Consider the following 23790-nt stretch of genomic DNA (forward strand, 5'->3'; position numbering starts at 1 on the left):
AACGATTAGATTTTCACTTTTTTATATTTGTTCCGGAATTTTTGACAATCTCTTGAACTGTGCGAAATGTCACATCTGTATTTTACAACCTCTCTTATAGTAAGGGTATGGAAGAGAGACGTATTAAAGGAGTGAACAGTATGAAGAAGAAACCTTCAGCACTAATGAGACGTTTAAAATATTTTTCACCAATAGATCGTTATAACGATAATCATACACAAGAAACATATGAAGATCGTGAATGGGAGAATGTGTACAGAAAGCGTTGGCAGCATGATAAAGTAATTCGTTCTACACACGGCGTGAACTGTACTGGCTCATGTAGTTGGAATATTTATGTGAAAGATGGAATTGTAACTTGGGAAGGGCAGGAGCTTAACTATCCGACTACAGGTCCTGATATGCCTGATTTTGAACCGCGAGGATGTCCGCGTGGAGCAAGTTTTTCTTGGTATATTTACAGTCCACTTCGTGTGAAATATCCGTATGTACGTGGTGTTCTTTGGAATATGTGGCAAGAAGAATTACAAAATAACGAGTCACCACTAGACGCTTGGAAAAGCATTGTGGAAAACTCTGAGAAGGCACGTACGTATAAGCAGGCGCGTGGTAAAGGGGGATTCATTCGTGCGAATTGGGATGAAGTGTTACAACTCGTTTCTGCTTCATTACTATACACAGTAATGAAATACGGTCCAGACCGAAATGTTGGTTTTTCACCAATTCCAGCTATGTCGATGTTAAGTCATGCAGCTGGTAGTCGCTTTATGCAACTTATGGGTGGACCGATGCTTAGTTTCTATGATTGGTATGCAGATTTACCACCAGCTTCTCCTCAAATTTGGGGCGATCAAACAGATGTACCAGAAAGTAGTGACTGGTATAACTCTGGTTACATTATGACATGGGGTTCAAATGTACCGATGACGAGAACACCAGATGCACACTTTTTAGCGGAGGTTCGATATAAAGGAACGAAAGTCGTTTCTGTCAGTCCTGACTTCGCTGAATCTACAAAGTTTGCGGATGATTGGATTAGTGTGAAACAAGGTACAGATGGTGCGCTTGCGATGGCAATGGGGCACGTAATCTTACAAGAATTTTACGTAGATAATCAAGTGGAATACTTCACAAAGTATGCGAAACAATATACTGATTTTCCTTTCTTCGTCACATTGAAACAAAAAGGGGATCAATTCGTTGCTGATCGTTTTTTAAATGCTTCTGATATTGGACGCGAAACGAAGTTAGGGGAATGGAAACCTGTACTTTGGAACGAGAATACGAATGATTTTGCAACACCGCACGGCACAATGGGGTCACGTTGGGATAATGAAAAGAAATGGAACTTACGTTTAGAAGATGAAGAAACAGGTGAAAAGATTGATCCACGTCTTTCTTTACTTGGAATGGAGGATAGTGTTCAAACTGTACAAATTCCGTACTTCTCTGATGATGGAAACAAAGTATTAGAACGAACAATTCCAGTGAAAAAGGTTATGACAGAAGAAGGTGAAGTGTTCGTTACAACTGTATACGACTTAACGTTAGCAAATTACGGTGTGAACCGAGGACTTGGCGGACAAGAGCCGAAAGACTTCAATGATGACGTACCGTTTACACCTGCATGGCAAGAGAAAATGACAGGAGTAAAACGTGAGCTTATTATTCAAATCGCTCGTGAGTTCGCACAAAATGCTGTTGATACGAACGGTCGCTCAATGATTATTGTCGGAGCTGGTATTAACCATTGGTTTAACTCTGATACGATTTATCGCGCAGTTTTAAATCTTGTACTTCTCGTCGGAGCGCAAGGTGTAAACGGCGGTGGTTGGGCGCATTACGTTGGTCAAGAAAAATTACGACCAGCGGAAGGATGGCAAACAATCGCGATGGCAAAAGATTGGCAAGGGCCACCAAAATTACAAAACGGTACATCTTTCTTCTATTTCGTAACAGATCAATGGCGCTATGAAGATACACCAGTGGGACATTTAGCATCACCAGTGGAAGGCAACTCTCGTTATCAACATCACGGTGATTACAATGTATTAGCGGCACGACTTGGCTGGTTGCCTTCGTATCCGACATTCGAGAAAAATGGGATTGAATTATATAAAGAAGCTGTTGCTGCTGGTGCAACAACGCAAGAAGAAATCGGGAAATACGTTGCACAAAAATTAAAAGAAAAAGAACTGAAATTTGCGATTGAAGATCCAGATAATAAAAATAACTACCCGCGCAACTTATTCGTATGGCGTGCAAACTTAATTTCAAGTTCTGGTAAAGGACATGAATATTTCTTAAAACATTTGTTAGGTACGACAAACGGATTAATGAATGACGATAGTGATTCGTTACGACCAGAAGAAATTAAGTGGCATGAAGAAGCACCAGAAGGGAAGTTAGATTTACTCATTAATTTAGATTTCCGTATGGCTGGAACAGCACTTTATTCTGATATCGTCTTACCTGCTTCAACTTGGTATGAAAAGCATGATTTAAGTAGTACAGATATGCATCCATTTGTACATCCATTTAATCCAGCAATCGGTTCGCCGTGGGAAGCGCGCTCTGACTGGGACATTTTCACTTCTCTTTCTAAAGCTGTGTCTGATTTAGCGAAGAAAATCGATCTTGAACCAATGAAAGAAGTTGTTGCAACACCACTTCTTCACGATACACCACAAGAATTAGCGCAACCACTTGGCAAGATTAGAGATTGGAGCAAAGGTGAGTGTGAACCGATCCCAGGTAAAACGATGCCACAAATTCATGTTGTCGAAAGGGATTATAAAACGATTTATGACAAAATGACTGCGCTAGGACCAAATACTGGAAAACAGCCAATTGGTACGAAAGGGATTTCTTGGTCTGCGGAAAAAGAATATGAGCAATTAAAGAGCCGATTAGGAGTCGTTCGAACGGATTCTATTGCGAAAGGTTGCCCAGACATAAAAGAAGCAATTAATGCTGCTGAAGCGGTATTAACACTTTCTTCTACAACAAACGGTCATATGGCTGTAAAAGCATGGGAAGCACTTGAAAAACAAACGGATTTAAAACTACGTGATTTAGCAGAAGAACGTGAAGAAGAATGCTTCACATTCGAACAAATTACAGCGCAGCCGAAAACAGTAATTACTTCTCCAGCATTTACAGGTTCAGAAAAAGGTGGACGCCGTTATTCACCATTTACTACAAATGTGGAACGTCTCATTCCTTGGAGAACAATCACTGGACGACAATCTTTCTATTTAGATCATGACATGATGAAAGAATTTGGTGAAACGATGGCAACATTTAAACCAATTCTGCAACATAAACCGTTCCGTAAATCACGGCCTGAAGTAGAAGGAAAAGAGATTACATTGAATTATTTAACACCGCATAATAAGTGGTCGATTCATAGTATGTACTTCGATTCATTACCGATGTTAACGCTGTTTAGAGGTGGTCCAACTGTTTGGATGAATAAAGAGGACGCTGCAGAAGCTGGCGTTGCAGATAATGATTGGATCGAGTGCTTTAACCGTAACGGTGTTGTTGTAGCGCGTGCTGTTGTAACGCACCGTATACCGAGAGGAATGGCATTTATGCATCATGCGCAAGATCGTCACATTAACGTGCCTGGTACGAAATTAACAAGCACCCGCGGGGGAACGCATAATAGTCCAACCCGTATTCATGTGAAACCGACACATATGATTGGTGGATATGGCCAATTAAGCTACGGATTTAACTATTATGGTCCAACAGGGAACCAGCGTGACTTAAACGTTGTAATTCGCAAACTGAAGGAGGTAGATTGGCTTGAAGATTAAAGCACAAGTCGGAATGGTAATGAATCTAGATAAATGCATTGGCTGCCATACTTGTAGTGTAACGTGCAAAAACACCTGGACAAATCGTCCAGGTGCTGAATATATGTATTTCAATAACGTAGAAACGAAACCTGGTATTGGTTATCCAAAGCAATGGGAAGATCAGGAGAAATATAAAGGTGGCTGGGAATTGAAAAATGGTGAAATTCAGCTGAAATCTGGTTCGAAAATGAAGCGCCTTATGAATATTTTCCACAATCCAGATCAACCAACAATTGATGATTACTTTGAACCTTGGAACTATGATTATGAAACGTTAACAAATAGTCCTCAGCGTAAGCATCAGCCAGTTGCTCGTCCGAAATCAGCAATTACGGGTGAATTTATCGACAAAATTGAATGGGGTCCAAACTGGGAAGATGATTTAGCTGGTGGACATATAACAGGATTACAAGATCCGAACGTAAAGAAAATGGAAGAAGAAATTAAAACAGATTTTGAAAATGTCTTTATGATGTATTTACCACGCATATGCGAACATTGTATGAATCCATCTTGCGTATCTTCTTGTCCATCTGGTGCGATGTATAAACGTGAAGAAGATGGGATTGTTCTTGTAGATCAAAATGCATGTCGTGCATGGAGATTTTGTGTATCTTCTTGTCCGTATAAAAAAGTGTATTTTAACTGGCAAACGAATAAAGCTGAAAAATGCACAATGTGTTTCCCACGTATTGAAGCGGGTATGCCAACAATATGTTCGGAAACATGTGTAGGACGTATTCGGTATATTGGGGTAATGCTATATAACGCTGATAAAGTAAAAGAAGCGGTGTCTGTTGAAGATGAAAAAGATTTATATGAATCTCAACTTACTGTTTTCCTAGATCCAAATGATCCAGAAGTAGCAGCTGAAGCGAAAAAACAAGGGATTCCTGAAGAATGGATTAAAGCGGCACAACAGTCGCCAATCTATAAAATGATTATCGATTGGAAAATTGCTCTACCTCTTCATCCAGAGTATCGTACAATGCCAATGGTTTGGTATATCCCGCCGCTTAGCCCAATTATGAACATGGTGGAGGGGAAAGGTAGTAACTGGCAAGCAGAAGAGATTTTCCCTGCTATTGATAATATGCGTATTCCAATTCAATATTTAGCGAATTTACTCACTGCAGGAGATGAATCACATATTCGTCTTACGTTGAAAAAAATGGCTGTTATGCGAACGCATATGAGAGCATTGCAAATTAATCAAGAACCAAATGAAGCGGTATTAAAAGAACTCGGCTTAACGAAACAGGATGTAGAAGATATGTATCGTCTTCTTGCTATCGCGAAATATAAAGATCGCTTCGTCATTCCGGCCACTCATCGCGAGCAAGTTGCAGATTTATATAACGAACAAGGAAGCTGTGGTTTATCCTTCGCAGGTGGCCCAGGCTCTTGCACGACAATTTCTTAAATAATGGGGGCGGAAAAATATGAAACAAAGTTTACAAACTGCTTTTTCATGTTCTTCATTCCTTCTCTCCTACCCGGAACTAGGGTGGAGAGAAGCTTTAGCTGAATTGCAAGAAGAGATTGAAGCGATTGAACAGGAAGACGTTAAAGTAGCACTTACAGTATTTATAAAACAAGCGCTAGATAAAACGAACGATCAATTAATTGATGTTTACGTATATACATTCGATTTTGGTAAAAAGACAAATATGTATCTTACTTATATGAACACAGGTGAACAAAGAGAAAGAGGTATTGAGTTATTAGAGTTAAAACAGCATTATAAAAAATCTGGTTTTGAAGTAACAGATAAAGAACTACCTGATTATTTACCGTTATTACTCGAGTTTTTTGCCAATGCAAATGAGCAAGACAGTGAAGAAATTATGAGTAAATACAAAGAAAACATACAAGCATTACACGTTCAGTTAAAAGATGCAGATAGTATGTATGAACCAATTCTTGCGGCTGTTCTACTCGCTATCGATACATGGGGTGTACAGACAAATTAGAAAGGAGAGTTGTCAAAATGATGGATCAATTTCTATGGGTATTGTTTCCCTATATCATTTTTGCGATCTTTATTGGTGGGCATATTTTCAGATACAACTATGATCAATTTGGATGGACATCAAAATCTAGTGAACTATTAGAAAAGAAAATGCTCCGAATCGGAAGTCTATTATTCCACTTTGGGATCATGTTCGTAATTGGCGGTCATGTTATGGGGATTTTAATTCCAGAGGCTGTATACCGTTCAATAGGTATTTCGGAGCATATGTATCATGTAGTAGCAATTAGTTTCGGACTTCCGGCAGGTGTTGCTTCTATCATCGGTTTAATTATATTAACGTACCGCCGCGTAACAGTAAAACGTATCATTGCAACGAGCACAAAGGGAGATTATATTGCGCTTATTTTATTACTTATCGTAATGCTAGCAGGGCTTTCCTCAACATTTTTAAACATCGACTCAAAAGGGTTTGATTATCGTACAACGATCGGTCCGTGGTTCCGAAGCCTCTTCATTTTCCAACCGAAAGTTGAATATATGATGGAAGTACCTGTATGGTTTAAAATTCATATTCTTGCAGGAATGGGGCTTTTCGCAGTATGGCCATTTACAAGACTAGTACATGTATTTAGTGCCCCAATTAAATATATAAGCCGTAGTTATGTAATTTACAGAAGACGTATTCCAAATGAATTGAAAAAATAATGTTGTTTTATATGTTTAGTAACTTATAAAGAAAGCCGAGATCTAATTGGAGACCTCGGCTTTCTTTATAGGTATAAGTATCTAAATAAGACGCTAATCAATACTACAAACAGAAGCAGAGCAATCTTCACAAGCAATTTCACGTTTTAAAAATTGTAAATCGTGGATTGTAATCTTTCCTTTATGAATAGAAATTGTACCTTGCTTTTTTAATTCATTTAACATTCGATTTACACTTTCGCGTGAAGTTGCACAGAAATTAGCGAGTTCTTGATTCGTTAACGGTAAATCGATGAGAATACCATTTTCTTTTAATACACCGTAACTATTTGTCATTCGAATGAGAGTAGAATAAAGGGCACCTTTTTTGCCGTGTAATACTAAATCTCGGAACTTCGTTTGCATTCTTCTTAAATGTTCACTAATCCATTTCATAAATTCAAATACAAGTGCGGGCTTTTGGAGTAATTCTCTTTCTAACGCTTCACGCTTGATAACGCCTACTTCAACATCTTCAAGGCATTTTGAATTTAATAAATACTTCGCATCGTCCGTGAACAATGTTAATTCTCCAATAATGTCATATGCCGAACAAATTCGAAGTGTTAATTCTTGTCCGTCAGCACTAAGTTTACTAATTTGTACTTTTCCTGAGTGGATAATATAGAGTTCGGTTGCCTCCATACCTTCTTGAAAAATAAAACTACCTTTTTTTATCTGCATTTTATATTCAACAGATGCAAGTAATTCCTTTAAATCTTGAGATAATTTCATACTGTTTGTCACAGCAATCACCTTTCTTCTTATAAGCAATCCATTTCCTATTTTGAGTGTAAGTATGCTGGAAATGCAAGAGCTATTTTAAAAATATAAGTGAAATTTCAATGACCGTAAGGAGTAGGCACTGAAGATGTGAACAAAATTCGAACGGATTTGTGAAGAATTTTTGAATGGGGAAAGTGATGTGAGAAAAGTCACATTGAATATGTAGCTTCTTTTTTATAATAAAGGCAAATGAAAAATTGAAAACTTACTAAGGATTGCAGCAGAAAAGAAGGGATATAGATGTACGAGAAAATGAAAGATTCTTTAGAACGTCCACTTCAAGATTTACGTATTTCAGTTATTGATCGTTGTAATTTTAGGTGCACATATTGTATGCCTGCTGAAGTGTTCGGACCTCATTACGCTTTTTTACAGGAAGAGTTTTTATTATCTTTTGATGAAATAGAGAGACTAGCTAGGCTATTTATAAGTATGGGAGTTGAAAAAATTAGGCTTACTGGTGGCGAACCGTTATTGCGTAAAGACTTACCGAAATTAATTGAAAGACTTGCAAAGCTAGAAGGCTTAAAAGATATTGGGCTCACAACAAACGGTATTCATTTAGCAAAACAAGCTCAGGCGTTAAAAGACGTGGGATTAAAACGTGTAAATATTAGTTTAGATGCGATAGAGGATCACGTCTTCAAAAATATAAATGGCCGAAATGTAAGCACAAAACCTGTATTAAAAGGAATTGAAGCAGCAAAGGCTGCAGGATTAGAAGTAAAGGTAAATATGGTCGTAAAAAAAGGAATGAATGATAGCCAAATCCTACATATGGCTCGTTATTTTAAAGAACAAGAAAATCAGCTTCGTTTTATTGAGTTTATGGATGTGGGCAGTACGAACGGATGGAACTTTGAACAAGTGATTACGAAGGAACAATTAATAGAGAAGATTAATCGCGTATATCCAGTTGAGCCTGTTACACCTCGTTACTTTGGAGAAGTTGCGAAATTGTATCGATATGTAGGGAGCAATGCAGAAGTTGGGTTTATTACTTCAGTATCAGAGTCATTTTGTTCTTCTTGTACGAGAGCTCGTATTTCGGCAGACGGTAAGTTTTTTACGTGCTTATTTGGAGAAAAAGGAACGGATTTGCGAACGCTTCTTCGAGAAAATATTTCGGATGCCTCACTATTAAAAATTTTACAACATACATGGAGATATAGAACAGATCGATATTCAGATGAAAGAACGGTGGAAAGTACAAATAAACGTCCAAAAGTTGAAATGTCATACATTGGCGGATAGCGAAAGGAGGATTCTCTATGCAAGAGCGATATTCAAGGCAAGTATTGTTTTCTGGAATTGGTGAAATGGGTCAAAGAAAAATAAGAGAAAAGCAAGTGCTCCTAATCGGTGCGGGTGCACTAGGAGCTGCAAATGCGGAAGCGCTCGTTAGGATGGGAATTGGGAAATTGACAATTGCCGATCGTGACTACGTCGAATGGAGTAATTTACAGCGGCAACAGTTATATACAGAAGAAGATGCAAAGCATTGTAAACCGAAAGCAATTGCAGCGGCAGAACATGTAAGAAAGATTAATTCTGAAGTGGAAATTGTACCAGTTGTAACAGATGTCACAATGCAAGAAATAGAAGAGTTAACAAAAGATGTGGACCTTATCATAGATGCGACTGACAATTTCGATACGCGTTTACTTATAAATGACATTTCACAAAAAGAGAATATACCTTGGATATACGGCGGATGCATCGGGAGTTACGGTGTAACGTATACAATTCTTCCTGGGAAAACACCATGTTTTCGCTGCCTAATGGACCATCCTATGAGCGGTGCAACATGCGATACAGCCGGAATCATTCAGCCAGCTGTACAAATGGTTGTTGCTCAACAAGTAACAGAGGCGATGAAAATATTGGTGGATGATTATGAGTCGTTAAGAGGGACGATGTTATCATTTGATATTTGGAACAATCAATATCTCTCATTAAAAGTAAATAGACAGAAAAAAAGTACATGTCCATCTTGCGGAAAATCACGAACGTATCCAAGTTTAACATTTGAAACGCAAATGAAAACGGAAGTGTTATGCGGACGGAATACAGTTCAAATCCGTTCAGGAATAAAGAAAAATCTTAATTTAAACGAAATTCAAAAACGATTACAAAAGAGTGTACATGTCAAAAAAACGCCATACTTACTATCATTTCTAATTGATGAATATCGTTTCGTTTTATTTACAGACGGTAGGGCATTTATTCATGGGACAAATGATGTGAAAATAGCAAAACGATTATACGCAACATATATAGGGTGAACAGAAAAGTGAGTGGCACCTTATTGGAAAGAGGTGAAAAAAGAATGTTAGAAAAACGTATACCAATTCCAGTGGTAGAAGCAGTTGCGCGTGTAATGGAATATGCCTACCAAGGTGAAATAGAAAAGGTTTCTCTTATAGAAAGCTACGGTAGAACGCTTGGAGAAGCTGTTATTGCAGATCATGATGTCCCTCATTTTGATCGCTCTCCATATGACGGGTTTGCGATTCGAGCAGAAGATACAAAAGAAGCAAGTAGCAGTAATCCCATTCTGTTTGAAGTGATTGGTGAAATTGGAGCCGGTTTTGTTTTTACAGAAGAAGTGAAAGCATTTCAAGCTGTCCGTATTATGACAGGAGCCGCAATTCCGAAAGGGTGTAATGCGGTTGTTATGTTAGAGCTAACGGAAGGATTTGAAGAAAAAGAAAAGACGTATATGAAATTAAAACGCTCCTTCGCCGCTGGTGATAACATTTCTTTTAAAGGTGAAGATGTAAAACAAAATACCATCCTTGTGAAAAAAGGGACTGTTATTAACCCTGGAGTAGTGGTGCTTCTTTCAACGTTTGGTTATAGTACCGTTCACGTTGTAAAACAGCCGGTTATTGGAATTGTAACGACAGGAAGTGAACTGCTTGAAGTACATGAACAATTAAAGTCAGGGAAGATTCGAAATAGTAACTCCTATATGATAGCTGCTCAAGTTGAACGAGCGGGCGGAGTTGTACAGTATTATGGACAATTTGCTGACGATTTTGAGACATGTTATAACACTGTGAAAAAAGCGATAAAAGAAGTCAATATTTTAATTACAACTGGTGGTGTTTCGGTAGGAGACTATGACTATTTACCTGCTATTTATGAGAGATTACGAGCTAATGTACTTTTTAACAAAATAGCGATGCGACCAGGAAGTGTGACAACTGTAGCTGAGCTAGAGGGGAAACTATTATTTGGTCTATCTGGTAATCCTTCTGCTTGTTATGTCGGTTGTGAATTATATGTTCGGCCAGTCATTGGAACATATTTGCATAGAAAAGATTCGCACATATATCGTGCAGAGGCAATATTACAGAAAGACTTTCTGAAAGCAAACCCATTTACTCGTTTTGTACGAGGGAAAGTGGAAATTGTAGATGGAACATTGCAAGCTACACCAGTTGGTTTAGACAAATCTAGTGCAATTTCTTCACTTGCAGAGGCCAACGCATTTATCGTCCTGCCGGGAGGAACGAGAGGATTTGAAGCAGGAATAACTGTTTCGGTACTGTTATTAGAATCAAGCGCCGGAAGTGAGTGGCCGTGGGAAGAACCACTTCGATCATACAAATAATAGAAAAATAGATTGCTAACTTATACAAAGATAAGAGGTGCGAGATGACACATACGTATTATGAAGTAATTGATACACCTATTTCAATTGAAGAAGTTACAAACAAAGTAATTCTTCGTGAATGTGGCGCAGTTGCAACTTTCATTGGTACTGTTAGAGAATTTACGAAAGGCCGTCGTACGCTATATTTAGAGTATGTAGCATATAAGTCAATGGCGGAGAAACAGCTTAAGAAAATTGGCACCGAAGTAGGAGAGAAGTGGCCTGGGACAAATGTCGCCATTACACATCGCATTGGTACATTACAAATTTCTGATCTTGCTGTTGTCGTCTCTGTTTCTACACCACACCGGAAAGCAGCCTATGAGGCGAACGAATATATTATGGAGCGTATAAAACAAATCGTTCCAATTTGGAAGAAAGAATTTTGGGAAGATGGTGAATCATGGATAGGTGATCAGTTAGAAAAGGTAGCATATGAGAATGATGAGCCTGGAAAGGGGATGAGAATATGATTGAAGTACTATTATTTGCACATTTACAAGAAGAAGTAAGCAAGCCAGCATTACACATAGATTATGAAAATATTACAGTTGCTGAACTAAAGGAAGTCCTTATCACGAAATACAACGTAGCAATTTCAAATGAGATAATGGTCGCTATAAATGAAGAGTATGCAAATGAGGATGACATCATTCAAACTGGCGATGTCATAGCGATAATTCCGCCAGTAAGTGGTGGTTGATTCTTTTCAGCCTAATCATGTAAGGACGTGATTAGGCTGGAGGGAATGAATATAACTATGCATACATAGGAGGGAACAGGATGAAAAGTCCTAATTTTCAATTAAGTTTACAAACTTCTAATCTAGTTATCGGTTTTATGGTATGGGTCATTTTATCATCATTAATGCCTTATATTAAAGCGGATATTCCATTAACTGCGGGACAAATTTCTATGGTAACGGCAGTACCGGTTATTTTAGGTTCTGTTCTTCGCATTCCGATTGGTTATTGGACAAATCGTTTCGGCGCAAGAAAATTATTCTTTATTAGTTTTATTCTATTATTATTTCCTGTCTTTTATATTAGTGTTGCCAATTCAATGATGGATTTAATTATTGGTGGATTATTTGTAGGGATCGGTGGAGCTGTATTCTCCGTAGGCGTAACTTCTTTACCGAAATACTTTCCGAAAGAGAGTCACGGTTTTGTAAATGGTATTTACGGTGTCGGTAACGCCGGAACAGCAATTACTTCGTTTTTAGCACCTGTCATTGCAACTTCAGTTGGCTGGCGAACGACAGTACAGTGTTATTTAGTTTTACTTGCAGCGTTTGCACTTATGAACTTTTTATTAGGCGATCGTAAGGAGAAAAAGGTGAATACGCCACTAATGGAACAAATAAAAGGTGTATATAAAAATGAAAAACTTTGGTTTCTATGTATCTTTTATTTTTTAACATTCGGATCGTTTGTTGCATTTACCGTATACTTACCAAACTTCTTAGTATCTCACTTCGGATTAGAGAAAGTGGATGCAGGTATGCGGACAGCTGGATTCATCGTATTAGCAACAATTATGCGTCCGATTGGTGGTTGGCTTGGTGATAAGTTTAACCCGTTTAAAATATTAATCTTCGTATTTATCGGTTTAACACTTTCAGGTATTATTTTATCATTTATGCCTAGTATGAACGTGTATACATTTGGTTGCCTACTAGTCGCATTTTGTGCAGGGATTGGTAATGGTACAATCTTCAAACTTGTTCCCATGTACTTCTCAGAACAAGCTGGTATTGTAAATGGACTCGTTTCAGCTTTAGGCGGACTAGGAGGGTTCTTCCCGCCCCTAATTTTAACTTTACTATTCCAACTAACAGGCCATTATGCAATTGGATTTATGGCATTATCAGAAGTCGCACTTGCTTGTTTAATCATTACAGTGTGGATGTATAGTCAAGAAAAGCTGTTAGTGATGTTAAAAAATCATTAATAAAGAAAAAGAACCATCCTAAAGTAATCTAGGATGGTTCTTTTAGTAATAGGCTTCGATATGTTTTTTATTGCTAGCTTAACAAACACTTGTATTCTAAAATAATGTGGTTTAAAAATGAAAAACAGAAGTTTTATGGAATTTTATGTTAAAATATAGATATCAGATGTTATTCAATTAAAGGGCAAGTTAGTTAAAGGGATGTTAAATCTATTCCAAAGATTGAGCTAATTTTTAGAATACAAATATTTAATCGGATCGGGGTGTTTAGATGAAAAAATTATATAAGTCTACTCAAGATAAACAAGTTTCAGGTGTACTAGGTGGCTTAAGTGATAAGTATGGAATTGATGTAAGTATCCTTCGCATAGTAACTGCATTATCCGCTTTTTTTCTAGCGGATTTACAGTGTTACTTTATATAATAGCTGCAATTGTTTTGCCTACAGATAAAGATATTAAGAGATAAATGTATGAACTTAAATTTAATTCTACAATCGAGAACGCTGTTTTTTGTCTATTGAAAGTTTCCAAAGTAAAAGCTACAGTACGATTGTTATAAGACTGAAATGAACAAACGAAAAATCCTCATAAAACATTCGGAATATATCGAGAACGAAAATAATAACTTTTGAATGAAACGATGACTATTGATCGCTAACGAATCGATAAATAGTCGCTCCTTTCTAAAAACTGTATATTAATATATAAAAATTAATATAAATGTATAGGAATATCCCGAAAATTTAAAAATATATGACGGTATTTATAACAAGAAAAAACTTCATATTTTTTAGGGCCAGATTTTTTGGTAAGGCTAATGGATATTATGAAAAAGTACACTTAAAATAAAGTTTAGGTCGATAAGATAAAATTATGAATTTGTATAAATAATCCATAATTTTCTTTATGAGTCATATTTGATATGTTAAAGAAAAGAGAGGGGAGGGAAATGAAATGAGAATTTTTGATGCACATTTTCATATTATTGATTTTAATTTTCCGATTATTGAGAACCAAGGGTATTTTCCACCCAACTTTGTTGTAGAAGATTATCAGAATGAATCTCCTAATTTGAATGTAATTGGTGGAGCGATCGTATCTGGTTCTTTCCAAGGGTTTGATCAAGAATATTTATTAAAGGCACTAAAACAGTTGGGTTCAACATTTTGTGGCGTAACACAATTACCTTTTACAGTGACGGATGAAGAAATACTAAATTTAAATGAAAATGGGGTAAAAGCATTACGCTTTAATATTAAAAGAGGTGGTTCAGAAGATTTATCGAAGCTGGATTACTTTGCTAGAAGAGTTCATGATTTAGTAGGATGGCATAGTGAGCTTTATATGGATGCAAAAGAGTTGCCCGAAATTGCATCCACTATAGAAAAATTACCAGCTATATCAATTGACCATTTAGGGTTATCAGAAGAAGGTTTACCACATTTATTAAAACTAGTTGATAAAGGGGTACATGTGAAAGCTACTGGTTTTGGTCGTGTCGAATTAGATGTTGAGAATGCCTTAAAGTCGATTTATGAAGTTAACCCATATGCACTTATGTTTGGAACAGATTTACCATCTACAAGAGCAAAAAGACCTTTTGAGTATGGAGATATCAAATTGATTCAACAGCTATTTGATGAACAAGCTACCGATAACATCCTGTATACGAATGCTTTTAAATGGTATTTTGGGTAGCGTCATGGTCTACATTTGAATTAAATGTGTCCAAATTTAGTAAAGCGTTTAATCAAACTAAAATATATGTAGAATGAGGTTTTAAATGTTTGTTTTTATTATATTAGACGTAATATTACCAATATTAATATTGATGCTAATTGGTGCAACCTTACAAAGGAAGTTCCAATTTAACTTAAAGCAGCTATCAACACTTATTAATTATTGCTTGATGCCAGCGGCTGTATTTGTGAATATATATGATATTAGTATAGAAACAGGTTTGTTGCTCCAGATAATATACTATTTAATGCTTTACAGTCTGAGTGTGATGATAGTAAGTCATTTCATTTCAAAAACATTAAAGTTAGAAAAAGGAGAAAGTGCAGCTCTAAAAAATAGCATTTCGTTAATGAATTTCGGTAATTATGGATTACCAGTAAGTCAATTGATTTTCAGTCACAATCCAGTGGGGGTTTCCATTCAGATTTTCATTGTTATTTTTCAGAATATTTTAACTTATTCATATGGGATATATAACTTACTATCAGCAACAAAAACAATCGGAAGTATTATTCAATCATTTCTAAGATTGCCTGTATTTCATGCACTCATATTAGGGGTTCTCTTTCAATCTTTTACAATTCAAATACCTAATTCTATCTTTCTACCTCTTAATCAGCTTGCGAATAGTTTTGTTGCAATAGCACTCATATTGCTAGGAGCGCAATTATCCAACATTAAGCTTAATTTTTTCCATCGAGTCATAACATGGGCTTTAATTGGAAGATTATTGATGGGACCATTATTAGCACTTGCCATGATCTACCTACTAAACATTGATGGTATTGTTGCACAATCATTATTTATTGCAAGTTCTTTTCCTACTTCAAGAAATACATCAACGATTGCTATGGAGTATCAAATAGAGCCTGAATTACATGCGCAAATCGTTCTATTTTCAACACTTTTCAGCATTATTACAGTAACTGTCGTTATTTATTTGTCATATATTTTGTTTTGAATATACATGCAAAAACGATTAGATTTGAGGCGGTAAATGATGGACAGAAATCCCATCAATATGAGAAGAAAACAGTCTTTGATATATTAGGTGTCGTTTACAATTGTACCATGCCTAATAATCAAGCGGCTTAATTCAAAAAAGGAACCAAAACAAAAAGAACAAACGCTTCTAAAAAACGTTTGTCCAAAGGTAATTACTATTTTAGCTAAGAAATAGATTATTATTTGTGAGTACGAGAAAGCTTTTTTATAAGTTTAGGAAATATAGATGTTAGTGCCTGCTTCAAACGCTTTGTATATGATGGATTTTTACCTGAAGTTGAAATAGTGACAACATATTCATCATGTCGGATGACACCAGGTGTGTGAAACGATGATTTTGTACCATCACTTACAACATTAACCCACTGGAAATCATGGGCGGCCTGTTTGACCATCATATTTACAGCATGTTGATTTGTAGCTGCATAAATAAGATGAGCATCTTTAATATCATCATTACTAAAAGTTTTTTGCTTCCAAGTAATATAAGGTAGTTCCTTCATTTCCTCGCAAATTTCTGGGCTGATAATGGTGACAAAAGCGCCTGTATCTTTTAATCCAGACGCTTTTCGATATGCAATTTTACCTCCACCAACTATAACAACTACTTTTTTATTTAGATTAAGCATAAGAGGGTACATGTTATACATACACACATTCCTCCATTCGTTCTAATAATGTCAATTTCATATATGTATCAAACTGAAGACAGTTACAAGTCGTGATGTGAGCATGTTTTTTTGTATGCAACTTAATTTTTTGAAGCAACAGTCCGGTAAAGAGAAGATAGGGCATGACATATACATGGGAGGCAGTCGATGTTATAGCCTTGAGCTCAGCAGTAAAAGAGGGTGCTCCTTTCGTTAAAAAGGAGCACGATACTGGCATACCGAGTTTTCGTTCGACAGCTGCTCCGATTTGTTGTAACTCATGTATCGGCTGTGGATCACTGCTACCTCTTCCTACGAGTAAAATACTACTATCTTGCATTGGCATAGTTTCACGTATTCTTTTCACTACAAGTTCCACCATATGTGGATGCGTACTAAAGGGTGGTACAACTGAAAATGTTATTTGTGGATATTTCTTTTGTAGTTGCTCTATTTCAAAAGGAATATCAAGTTTATAGTGAGCTGCTGCAAATAATAAAACAGGTACAATCATTATTTCAGTTGCGCCCTCTAGTATCGTTTCTGTAACTGCATCCGAAATGGTAGGTGTTGTTAGTTCTAGAAAAGCCATTTTTTGAATTCTTTCGTTACGTTCTTTCATAACAGATTGAATAAAGTGAATGAATTGCTCATTACCTTCTTGCAGGCGACTCCCGTGTCCAACATATACAATTCCTTTCATCGTACCACCAAATCTTTCTTCATAACCATGTCTTGTAATTGCTCATCTACATGATGAAGTCCGACTTTATTCGCATAGTGTAAAGTTGGAACGTCGGTATATGAGAAGGGAAGAGTAAGAATATCGCTAAAGCCAAGGCGTTTTATTTCTGATAGAAATGTATCAATTGAGGCACGCCCTTCAAATACAATACTATCCCATGAGAATTCAGAAAGCATAAGAGAATGGACTTCATCGAAGCGATGATCAATTGTATATTCATGAGTCATCATATATGACCCAGCACCAATTGTCTCTTGAATAAAAGCAATTCGGTTAATATTTCGTCCTAAATAAACAGTTGTATCGGAAGAGAACTCTGCTTGTTTACTTAGTAGTCCATATTGTATAAGTTTTTCTTGAGTGGCAACGTTCATATGTTGTAGTTGCGCCTGTAAAGAACGAATATCTTTTTGGTGTTTACTACATGATCGCATCAATATTTCTACACTTTCAGCTGAACAAAATACAAGGCGATCAACGTTAAAAATTTCATTGATTTGTTCAAGTTTTAATGTGTATTCTGCTTTTTTGAAAGTAGGAATTTGATATATTTCTGCACCGGCTTCTTGTAACTTTTGCTTCATTGAACTTGTTTTATTCGTTGCGGATGCAAATAAAACTTTTTTACCATGTAATGGTTTACGTTCTTTCCAAGCGATTTGATTACGTAAGGAAACGACATCACCAACAATTGTCATGGATGGATTTGAAATATTCTCGTTTTTGACGATAGGAACAATGGTTGAAAGTGTTCCTGTGACAACGCGCTGCTTTCCGGTTGTACCCCATTCAATGACGGCTACTGGCGTATCTTTTTTCTTTCCTGCTTGTAGTAAGTTTTCACAAATTGTAGGTAAGTTTTTTATACCCATGTAGTAGGCAATTGTGTCGCTATTGTGGGATGAATTATATTTTCCATGATCGGTTAAAGGGCCTTTCGCATGCCCAGTTAGTAAAGTGACGCTATTACTGTAGTTACGGTGGGTGAGGGGGATACCTGCATAGCTACTAGCGGCGATGCTAGATGTAATACCTGGTACGATTTCATATGGAACGTTCGCTGCTGCTAAAGTTTCTGCTTCTTCACCAACACGGCCGAAAATAGATGGATCTCCGCCCTTTAAGCGGACAACGATTTTTCCTTCTTTCGCAAATTGAAGGAGGTGGGCGTTAATCATTTCTTGTCGCATAGTATGATTCTTTGGTATTTTTCCGCAATAAATAAGTTCACATGTTTCTTTTGTATAACTAAGAAAGAAAGGGTTTAATAAACGGTCATATAAAACGATATCTGCAAGCTTTAAACAATCTATTGCTTTCTTTGTAATAAGCCCTTCATCACCTGGTCCTGCACCAACTAAATATACATATCCGTTCATCATCGCACCTCATCAATTTTTATTTAAAAGGAAGCCAGAGGAGGCTTCCTTTCGAAAATTACATGTATAAATAAATGTCACCATCAATAACTTCTACTTCGTATGTTTGAATACAGCCGTCATCAGGTTTTTGAACTTCACCTGTTAGTAATGAAATTTTCCAATCATGCAGTGGACAAAAAACGAATTCACCAGATACAATTCCTTCGGCTAATGGTCCGTTTTTATGAGGACAACGATTTTCTACAGCTTGAATATCGCCATTTGAAAGGCGGAATAGGGCGATAGACATACCTTTCATTTGTACCTCTTTACCGATTTGAATAGGAAGATCTTCTGCACGCATAACTTTTATTTTTTCTTTCGTTTGTATCATATAGATCACAGCTCCTTATTTCACAGTTTCTACTTCATACATCGCTTTTAATGATTTCGTTTCCAGTGCTTGTCCCCAAGCTTCTTTATATGTGCCACGAGCTGTTTGGAAACGTTCATTTAACTTAGTGACCATATTTACATCTTGCAGTATTTCTTTTATGTGATCGAAGCCTAATCGTTCTGTCCAGTAGGCAGTACGCTCTCCGTAAATACCAGTTTCACGATAATATTGCATGTAAGCTGTAGCGATGCGAAGGACATCATCTTCAGTAGAGACAATCATTACAAAATCAGCTTCGCGTACTTCTGTACCACCATTTCCGCCAATATAAAGTTGGTATCCATTTTCGACACAAACAACTCCAAAATCTTTCGTCAGTACTTCCGCACAGTTACGCGGACAACCCGTTACACCCATCTTCATTTTATGGGGTGTATCTACCATTTCTAATGATTGTTCAAGGAGCATACCAAGTCCTAATGAATCTTTCGTACCGAAACGGCAGAAGCGAGAACCAACACATGATTTTACATTACGAAGCGATTTTGAATACGCATACCCCGAAGTCATATGTAAGTCAGCCCATACGTTAGGTAAATCTTGTTTCTTAACACCGTATAAGCCAATTCGGCTCGCACCTGTAATTTTCACAAGAGGAACATCATATTTTTTCGCAACTTCAGCAATTTTCATTAAATCATCTGCTGTTGTAACGCCTCCGTACATACGTGGAATAACAGAGAATGTACCATCGTGCTGAATGTTACCGTTCATTCTTTCATTAACGAAGCGGGACGCTTTATCATCTTCATATTCTTCTGGAATCGCCATACGTAAATAGTAGTTCAAAGCAGGACGACATTTCGAACAGCCATCTTCATGTACAAAACCAAGAACATTTCGTACTTCTTTTGGAGAGTTTAAACCTTTCTCGTGAATGGCTGCTACGACTTCATCACGTGATAAAGTTGTACATCCGCACATACCAGCAGACTGCGCAGAAGCATCAAAAGCATCTCCGAGTGTATGAGATAAAACTTGTTCCACAAGCGGACGACATTTACCACAAGATCCTGCTGCTTTCGTGCAGCCTTTTACTTCTTCAAAAGTAGTTAACTCTTGTTCTAAAATGGCATGAACGATTGTACCTTTCGTAACACCATTACATCCACAAATCGTGTCATCCGCACTCATTGTAGCAATGTCAAGTTCACTTTCTTCACCAGCTTTGTGAAGAATGGAAGCTGGTGTATATTCTTGTATATCTTTTTCTTTCTTTAACATGCTAAAGAGGCGTGTACCATCAGCTGTGTCACCATATAAAACGATACCAACGACTTTATTGTCGCGAATTAATACTTTTTTATAGGAACGTTTACATTCATCAAAGATCGATATTGCTTTCGTCTGATCATCTTCATATATTTGACCAGCAGAGAATAAATCACAACCAGCAACTTTTAATTGTGTACCGACGATACTGCCCGTATATCCATTCGTTTGTAAATTTGTTATATGTTTCGCTAATATTGCCCCTTGTTCATAAAGAGGAGCAACAAGTCCATAAGCGATACCGTCATGCTCTGCACATTCGCCAACTGCATAAATGGATTCATCATTTGTTAGCATATAGTCATTGACTACAATGCCGCGATTGACAATGAGACCAGCATCTCTTGCTATTTTCGTATTTGGTCGTATTCCGACAGCCATTACGATTAAATCACAATCTACAACTTCACCATCTTCAAATTGAATGCCCTCAACATAGTCTGTACCAAGAATTTTTACAGTTTTCTTTTCCATTAAAAACTTCATGCCTTGTGCTTCTAAATCTTCACGCAGAAGAGAAGCTGCTTTCGTATCTAGTTGTTGCTCCATTAAGTTAGGCATTAAATGAACAACATGTACGTCCATTCCTAAGTCAATTAGACCTCTTGCGGCTTCTAAACCGAGTAACCCGCCACCAATGACAACGGCCTTTTTCTTTTCTTTAGTGGTATCTATCATAAATTGTGTATCTTCAATAGTTCGAAATCCTGTTACACCGGGAAGTGTGGAACCTTCAACAGGTAAAATAAAAGCACTAGAACCTGTTGCAATAATGAGCTTGTCATATGTAAGAGTACGATTCTTTTCTGTAATAATAATTTTTTCTTCTCGGTTAATACTTTGAACTCTTTCGTTTGTATACAAAGTTATTTCGTTTTCATCGTACCAACTATATTCATTCATAATGATATCTTGCATATTTGTTTTGCCTTGTAAAACATGAGAGAGCATAATACGGTTGTAGTTTGGATGCGGTTCATCTCCAAAAATAGTAATCTCATAGGAATCACTATCATGTTTTAATATTTCTTCCATACAGCGTATGCCAGCCATACCATTTCCGATCATAACTAAACGTTTTTTCATTTTTGTTTCCCCTTTTTATGTGAAATATTGAACAAAGGATTATATTTTTATTATAGAAAATTAAAAAAGGGGGAGATGTGATATTTATCACACTTATATAATGATTCACAAATTGTTAAAATTCGGATTTGTTTGAGGGGGGCGTGGATATTTTTCGCAAAATGAAAAAGCAGGACATAAGTATTTACACTCATGTCCTGCACTTGATTTATGCTCTTGTAATGGCACGCGGAAATAAAATATTATTTTCTAAATGAATATGCTCAAATAAATCAGACTCTAGCGCTTCAAGGCGTTGATAAACAAGTCGATAAGTGCCGCAAGCTCCTTCTGGAGGAGTAAAGTCATTTGTCACTTTACGAAGTTCTTTTATAATATTTCCGGCGTGGCTATGTTCATTTTCCAACTCATCTACTACCTTGCTTAACTTTTCATAGTTTTCATCAGTTGGATTTTGTTCAAATTCTAAAATTAAGGGAAAATCTTCCGTTTCTTCTTTAATTAAATGCTGTTCTAATTCCATTTTAAGTTCATGAAATAGCTTATGAATTTGAGCTAAATGAGGCTGATTTACTCCATGAACACGTAATACTTTCGTCACATATGGACTTAACTGCGGTAATTCTTCATTTAAATAACGATGATGCTTATTAATTACATAATCAATCAATTCACGATAAGAAGCATTTTTCCAATCAATTTCAGATTCATTTAATCGTTTCGTATTATGATAAAGTGTATTTAACTTTGTAATTACTTCAGAAGCCGGTAAATTTCTTTCATGAATTGCATCAATAAGCGGCTTATTACCACCACAACAAAAATCTATTCTATACGATTTAAAAAGATCACTAGCTTTCGGAAATTGCGTAACAATCTCACCAACAATTGAAGTTTCAGTAAATGTATGTTCCATATGAATGCCTCCATAAAGTTTAAATGTAATATCTAAATTAAGAATAGCGATGAATGAAAAACAATGTGGTGATTGAAATCACTTATTATGTGTCTGTTTTGAGAATAATAGGAGTGTTATAAATGGAAGAGAGAGAGGAGGTAATTAGTCGCAATACTATTTGATAAAAAAAGAAGCTTACTAGAAGCTTCTTTTTTTATACTATTTTTCACATGCAACTCCATCACCATCACGATCAAGTTTAGAGCTATAACCTGGTTGGTCTCTATATAAAGGAGCTTTCCCAGCACTTCTAACTGCGGCACAATTTGCGTAAGTTACATTACTATTGTTACTTGCAGCAGGTTGTGTTTGAGCTTGCTGTGCTTTTTTCTGTTCCTCTTGTTGTTTACGAGCTTGCTCATCAGCTATGCGTTTTTGCTCTTCTTGTTGCTTACGAGCTTGTTCATCAGCGAGACGTTTTTGCTCTTCTTGTTGTTTACGAGCTTGCTCATCAGCCTGGCGTTTTTGTTCCTCTTGTTGTTTACGAGCTTGTTCATCAGCGAGACGTTTTTGCTCTTCTTGTTGCTTGCGAGCTTGCTCTTCGGCTTGGCGTTTTTCATCCTCTTGCTTACGAGCTTGTTCTTCCGCTTGACGCTTCTCATCTTCTTGCTTTTGAGTTTTTTCATCTGCTTCTTTCTTTGCTGCTTCATCTTTTTTGTCGCTATCTTTTTGTTCTGCATTGTTAGATGCAACTTTTTTACTAGTAGCTGCCGTCTTTTCAGAAGAAGGGTTTGAAATACTTGATAACGCACCAAAAATGACAAATAAAATAGCAGTGATTATAAATTGTTTTTTTGCTACACCTGTCTTTTTAATTACGGATAAGATTGCTAGAACAAGGAAAAAAATAAATAAAATTAAACTTAAAGTAGCAAAAAAATCGATGACTGGGTGTTCAGATTTTGTAGTGCCCATTCCTGTTAAGAGAATTGAAATCATAAAAAGAATAACAGTAGGACGACCATATTGTTTTGCTTTTCCATTTTTCTTAAAGAATGAAATGATACATAGTATTAAAAGAATAAAAGCAATAAAAAATAAAGCTGCACCAATATTACTCAAAATCGCCATTTTTATACCTCCATTTGTAAGATTTTCACTATTGATTATATAGGAACTTATTGGATATTACACGATTTATATAAATTTAGAAAATTAGTATTTTTAATAGACTTATAAACGTTTATTTCATATATAAGAAAAAATGGATATATTCCCTATTACATTTTTAAAGATAATTCATAAATTATAATATAACGATTGAAAGGAGGGGGTTAAATGGAATTCCAATTATTGGTAACTTGTATATTACAAGAAGGTAATGCTTTCTTTTTAGTAACGAAAGTAGACGATGTTATTACGTTAAAAGTACCGATTACTGCGGGAGTAGCAGGTTTATTCTTAGCTTTAGGTGTACCAAGATGTTCTTAATTTAAGTTTCTAGAGTAGAAGGGAAGGGATATACCTTTCTCTTCTACTCTTACATAATATGATTATGTAAACTAAAATATTGTTTTGTAATAGCACGT

Annotated in this window: 21 protein-coding genes and 1 pseudogene; 14 read left to right on the top strand and 8 right to left on the bottom strand. The window is 36.4% G+C overall.

Annotated features, from left to right (window positions below; translation table 11 throughout):
* Window positions 1–140: 140 nt before the first annotated feature.
* Genes RBB48_RS14480 through narI form a run of 4 tightly spaced genes read left to right on the top strand, consistent with a single transcriptional unit; the run spans window position 141 to window position 6546 of the window.
* Entirely contained in the window at window positions 141–3824 is a 3684-nt protein-coding gene (locus RBB48_RS14480) for a nitrate reductase subunit alpha (protein ID WP_088609032.1), read from the top strand.
* Window positions 3814–5289, top strand: coding sequence for a nitrate reductase subunit beta (gene narH, locus RBB48_RS14485; RefSeq protein ID WP_306007786.1), 1476 nt, complete (start codon window positions 3814–3816; stop codon window positions 5287–5289). The genes RBB48_RS14480 and narH overlap by 11 nt, the downstream gene beginning before the upstream one ends.
* 19 nt (window positions 5290–5308) lie before the next feature.
* Window positions 5309–5839, top strand: coding sequence for a nitrate reductase molybdenum cofactor assembly chaperone (gene narJ, locus RBB48_RS14490; RefSeq protein ID WP_097889472.1), 531 nt, complete (start codon window positions 5309–5311; stop codon window positions 5837–5839).
* A gap of 17 nt (window positions 5840–5856) precedes the next feature.
* Window positions 5857–6546 carry a respiratory nitrate reductase subunit gamma gene (gene narI / locus RBB48_RS14495; protein WP_000969212.1) on the top strand — a complete coding sequence of 230 codons (690 nt, stop codon included), beginning with the start codon at window positions 5857–5859 and terminating at the stop codon, window positions 6544–6546.
* Window positions 6547–6639: 93 nt separating this feature from the next.
* Here narI and RBB48_RS14500 read toward each other — a convergent pair whose 3' ends face one another.
* The gene (locus RBB48_RS14500) at window positions 6640–7332 is read right to left on the bottom strand and encodes a Crp/Fnr family transcriptional regulator (protein ID WP_000185186.1); all 693 of its coding nucleotides are present in this window, start codon (window positions 7330–7332) and stop codon (window positions 6640–6642) included.
* 279 nt (window positions 7333–7611) lie between these two features.
* Between RBB48_RS14500 and moaA the strand changes: the two genes are divergently transcribed.
* From moaA to RBB48_RS14545, 9 genes and pseudogenes are all read left to right on the top strand, one after another.
* The gene (gene moaA, locus RBB48_RS14505; RefSeq protein WP_306007787.1) at window positions 7612–8625 is read left to right on the top strand and encodes a GTP 3',8-cyclase MoaA; all 1014 of its coding nucleotides are present in this window, start codon (window positions 7612–7614) and stop codon (window positions 8623–8625) included.
* A gap of 17 nt (window positions 8626–8642) precedes the next feature.
* Entirely contained in the window at window positions 8643–9656 is a 1014-nt protein-coding gene (locus tag RBB48_RS14510; protein ID WP_098133689.1) for a molybdopterin-synthase adenylyltransferase MoeB, read from the top strand.
* A 44-nt stretch (window positions 9657–9700) separates the two neighbouring features.
* A complete protein-coding gene (locus RBB48_RS14515; RefSeq protein WP_098082492.1) occupies window positions 9701–10990 on the top strand; it encodes a molybdopterin molybdotransferase MoeA in 1290 nt (429 codons plus the stop codon).
* Between the two features lie 44 nt (window positions 10991–11034).
* A complete protein-coding gene (locus tag RBB48_RS14520) occupies window positions 11035–11505 on the top strand; it encodes a molybdenum cofactor biosynthesis protein MoaE (protein ID WP_046953626.1) in 471 nt (156 codons plus the stop codon).
* The gene (gene moaD, locus RBB48_RS14525; RefSeq protein ID WP_046953625.1) at window positions 11502–11735 is read left to right on the top strand and encodes a molybdopterin converting factor subunit 1; all 234 of its coding nucleotides are present in this window, start codon (window positions 11502–11504) and stop codon (window positions 11733–11735) included. The genes RBB48_RS14520 and moaD overlap by 4 nt, the downstream gene beginning before the upstream one ends.
* Window positions 11736–11815: 80 nt before the next feature.
* Entirely contained in the window at window positions 11816–12985 is a 1170-nt protein-coding gene (gene narK / locus RBB48_RS14530; RefSeq protein WP_000841864.1) for a nitrate transporter NarK, read from the top strand.
* 271 nt (window positions 12986–13256) lie between these two features.
* A pseudogene (locus tag RBB48_RS14535) lies at window positions 13257–13453 on the top strand (PspC domain-containing protein).
* Window positions 13454–13941: 488 nt separating this feature from the next.
* Entirely contained in the window at window positions 13942–14685 is a 744-nt protein-coding gene (locus tag RBB48_RS14540; RefSeq protein ID WP_088063162.1) for an amidohydrolase family protein, read from the top strand.
* 85 nt (window positions 14686–14770) lie between these two features.
* Window positions 14771–15688 (top strand): AEC family transporter, encoded by a 918-nt coding sequence (locus RBB48_RS14545; RefSeq protein WP_306007788.1) that lies wholly within the window; start codon window positions 14771–14773, stop codon window positions 15686–15688.
* A gap of 223 nt (window positions 15689–15911) precedes the next feature.
* Here RBB48_RS14545 and RBB48_RS14550 read toward each other — a convergent pair whose 3' ends face one another.
* The 7 genes from RBB48_RS14550 to RBB48_RS14580 all read right to left on the bottom strand — a co-directional run bounded on the left by RBB48_RS14550 (window position 15912) and on the right by RBB48_RS14580 (window position 23332).
* Complete coding sequence (locus tag RBB48_RS14550) at window positions 15912–16382, bottom strand: precorrin-2 dehydrogenase (protein WP_088063164.1); 471 nt, start codon at window positions 16380–16382, stop codon at window positions 15912–15914.
* A complete protein-coding gene (locus tag RBB48_RS14555; protein ID WP_088063165.1) occupies window positions 16375–17085 on the bottom strand; it encodes a sirohydrochlorin chelatase in 711 nt (236 codons plus the stop codon). Before RBB48_RS14555 ends, RBB48_RS14550 begins: the two co-directional genes overlap by 8 nt.
* Complete coding sequence (locus RBB48_RS14560) at window positions 17082–18506, bottom strand: uroporphyrin-III C-methyltransferase (RefSeq protein ID WP_306007789.1); 1425 nt, start codon at window positions 18504–18506, stop codon at window positions 17082–17084. The genes RBB48_RS14555 and RBB48_RS14560 overlap by 4 nt, the downstream gene beginning before the upstream one ends.
* A 58-nt stretch (window positions 18507–18564) precedes the next feature.
* Window positions 18565–18882, bottom strand: a complete 318-nt coding sequence (nirD, locus tag RBB48_RS14565; RefSeq protein WP_097889479.1) for a nitrite reductase small subunit NirD — start codon at window positions 18880–18882, stop codon at window positions 18565–18567.
* A gap of 15 nt (window positions 18883–18897) precedes the next feature.
* Window positions 18898–21303, bottom strand: coding sequence for an NADPH-nitrite reductase large subunit (gene nirB / locus RBB48_RS14570; protein ID WP_306007790.1), 2406 nt, complete (start codon window positions 21301–21303; stop codon window positions 18898–18900).
* A gap of 208 nt (window positions 21304–21511) precedes the next feature.
* Window positions 21512–22219, bottom strand: a complete 708-nt coding sequence (ric, locus tag RBB48_RS14575; protein WP_097889481.1) for an iron-sulfur cluster repair di-iron protein — start codon at window positions 22217–22219, stop codon at window positions 21512–21514.
* A 201-nt stretch (window positions 22220–22420) separates the two neighbouring features.
* Window positions 22421–23332 carry an excalibur calcium-binding domain-containing protein gene (locus tag RBB48_RS14580; RefSeq protein WP_262719818.1) on the bottom strand — a complete coding sequence of 304 codons (912 nt, stop codon included), beginning with the start codon at window positions 23330–23332 and terminating at the stop codon, window positions 22421–22423.
* Window positions 23333–23539: 207 nt separating this feature from the next.
* Here RBB48_RS14580 and exsG point away from each other — a divergent pair, with 207 nt between their 5' ends.
* Window positions 23540–23692 (top strand): exosporium protein ExsG, encoded by a 153-nt coding sequence (exsG, locus tag RBB48_RS14585; protein ID WP_000395678.1) that lies wholly within the window; start codon window positions 23540–23542, stop codon window positions 23690–23692.
* The last annotated feature ends 98 nt before the right edge of the window (window positions 23693–23790 follow it).

The sequence above is a fragment of the Bacillus sp. MMSF_3353 genome (assembly GCF_030733445.1).
Classification (GTDB): Bacteria; Bacillota; Bacilli; order Bacillales; family Bacillaceae_G; genus Bacillus_A; species Bacillus_A wiedmannii.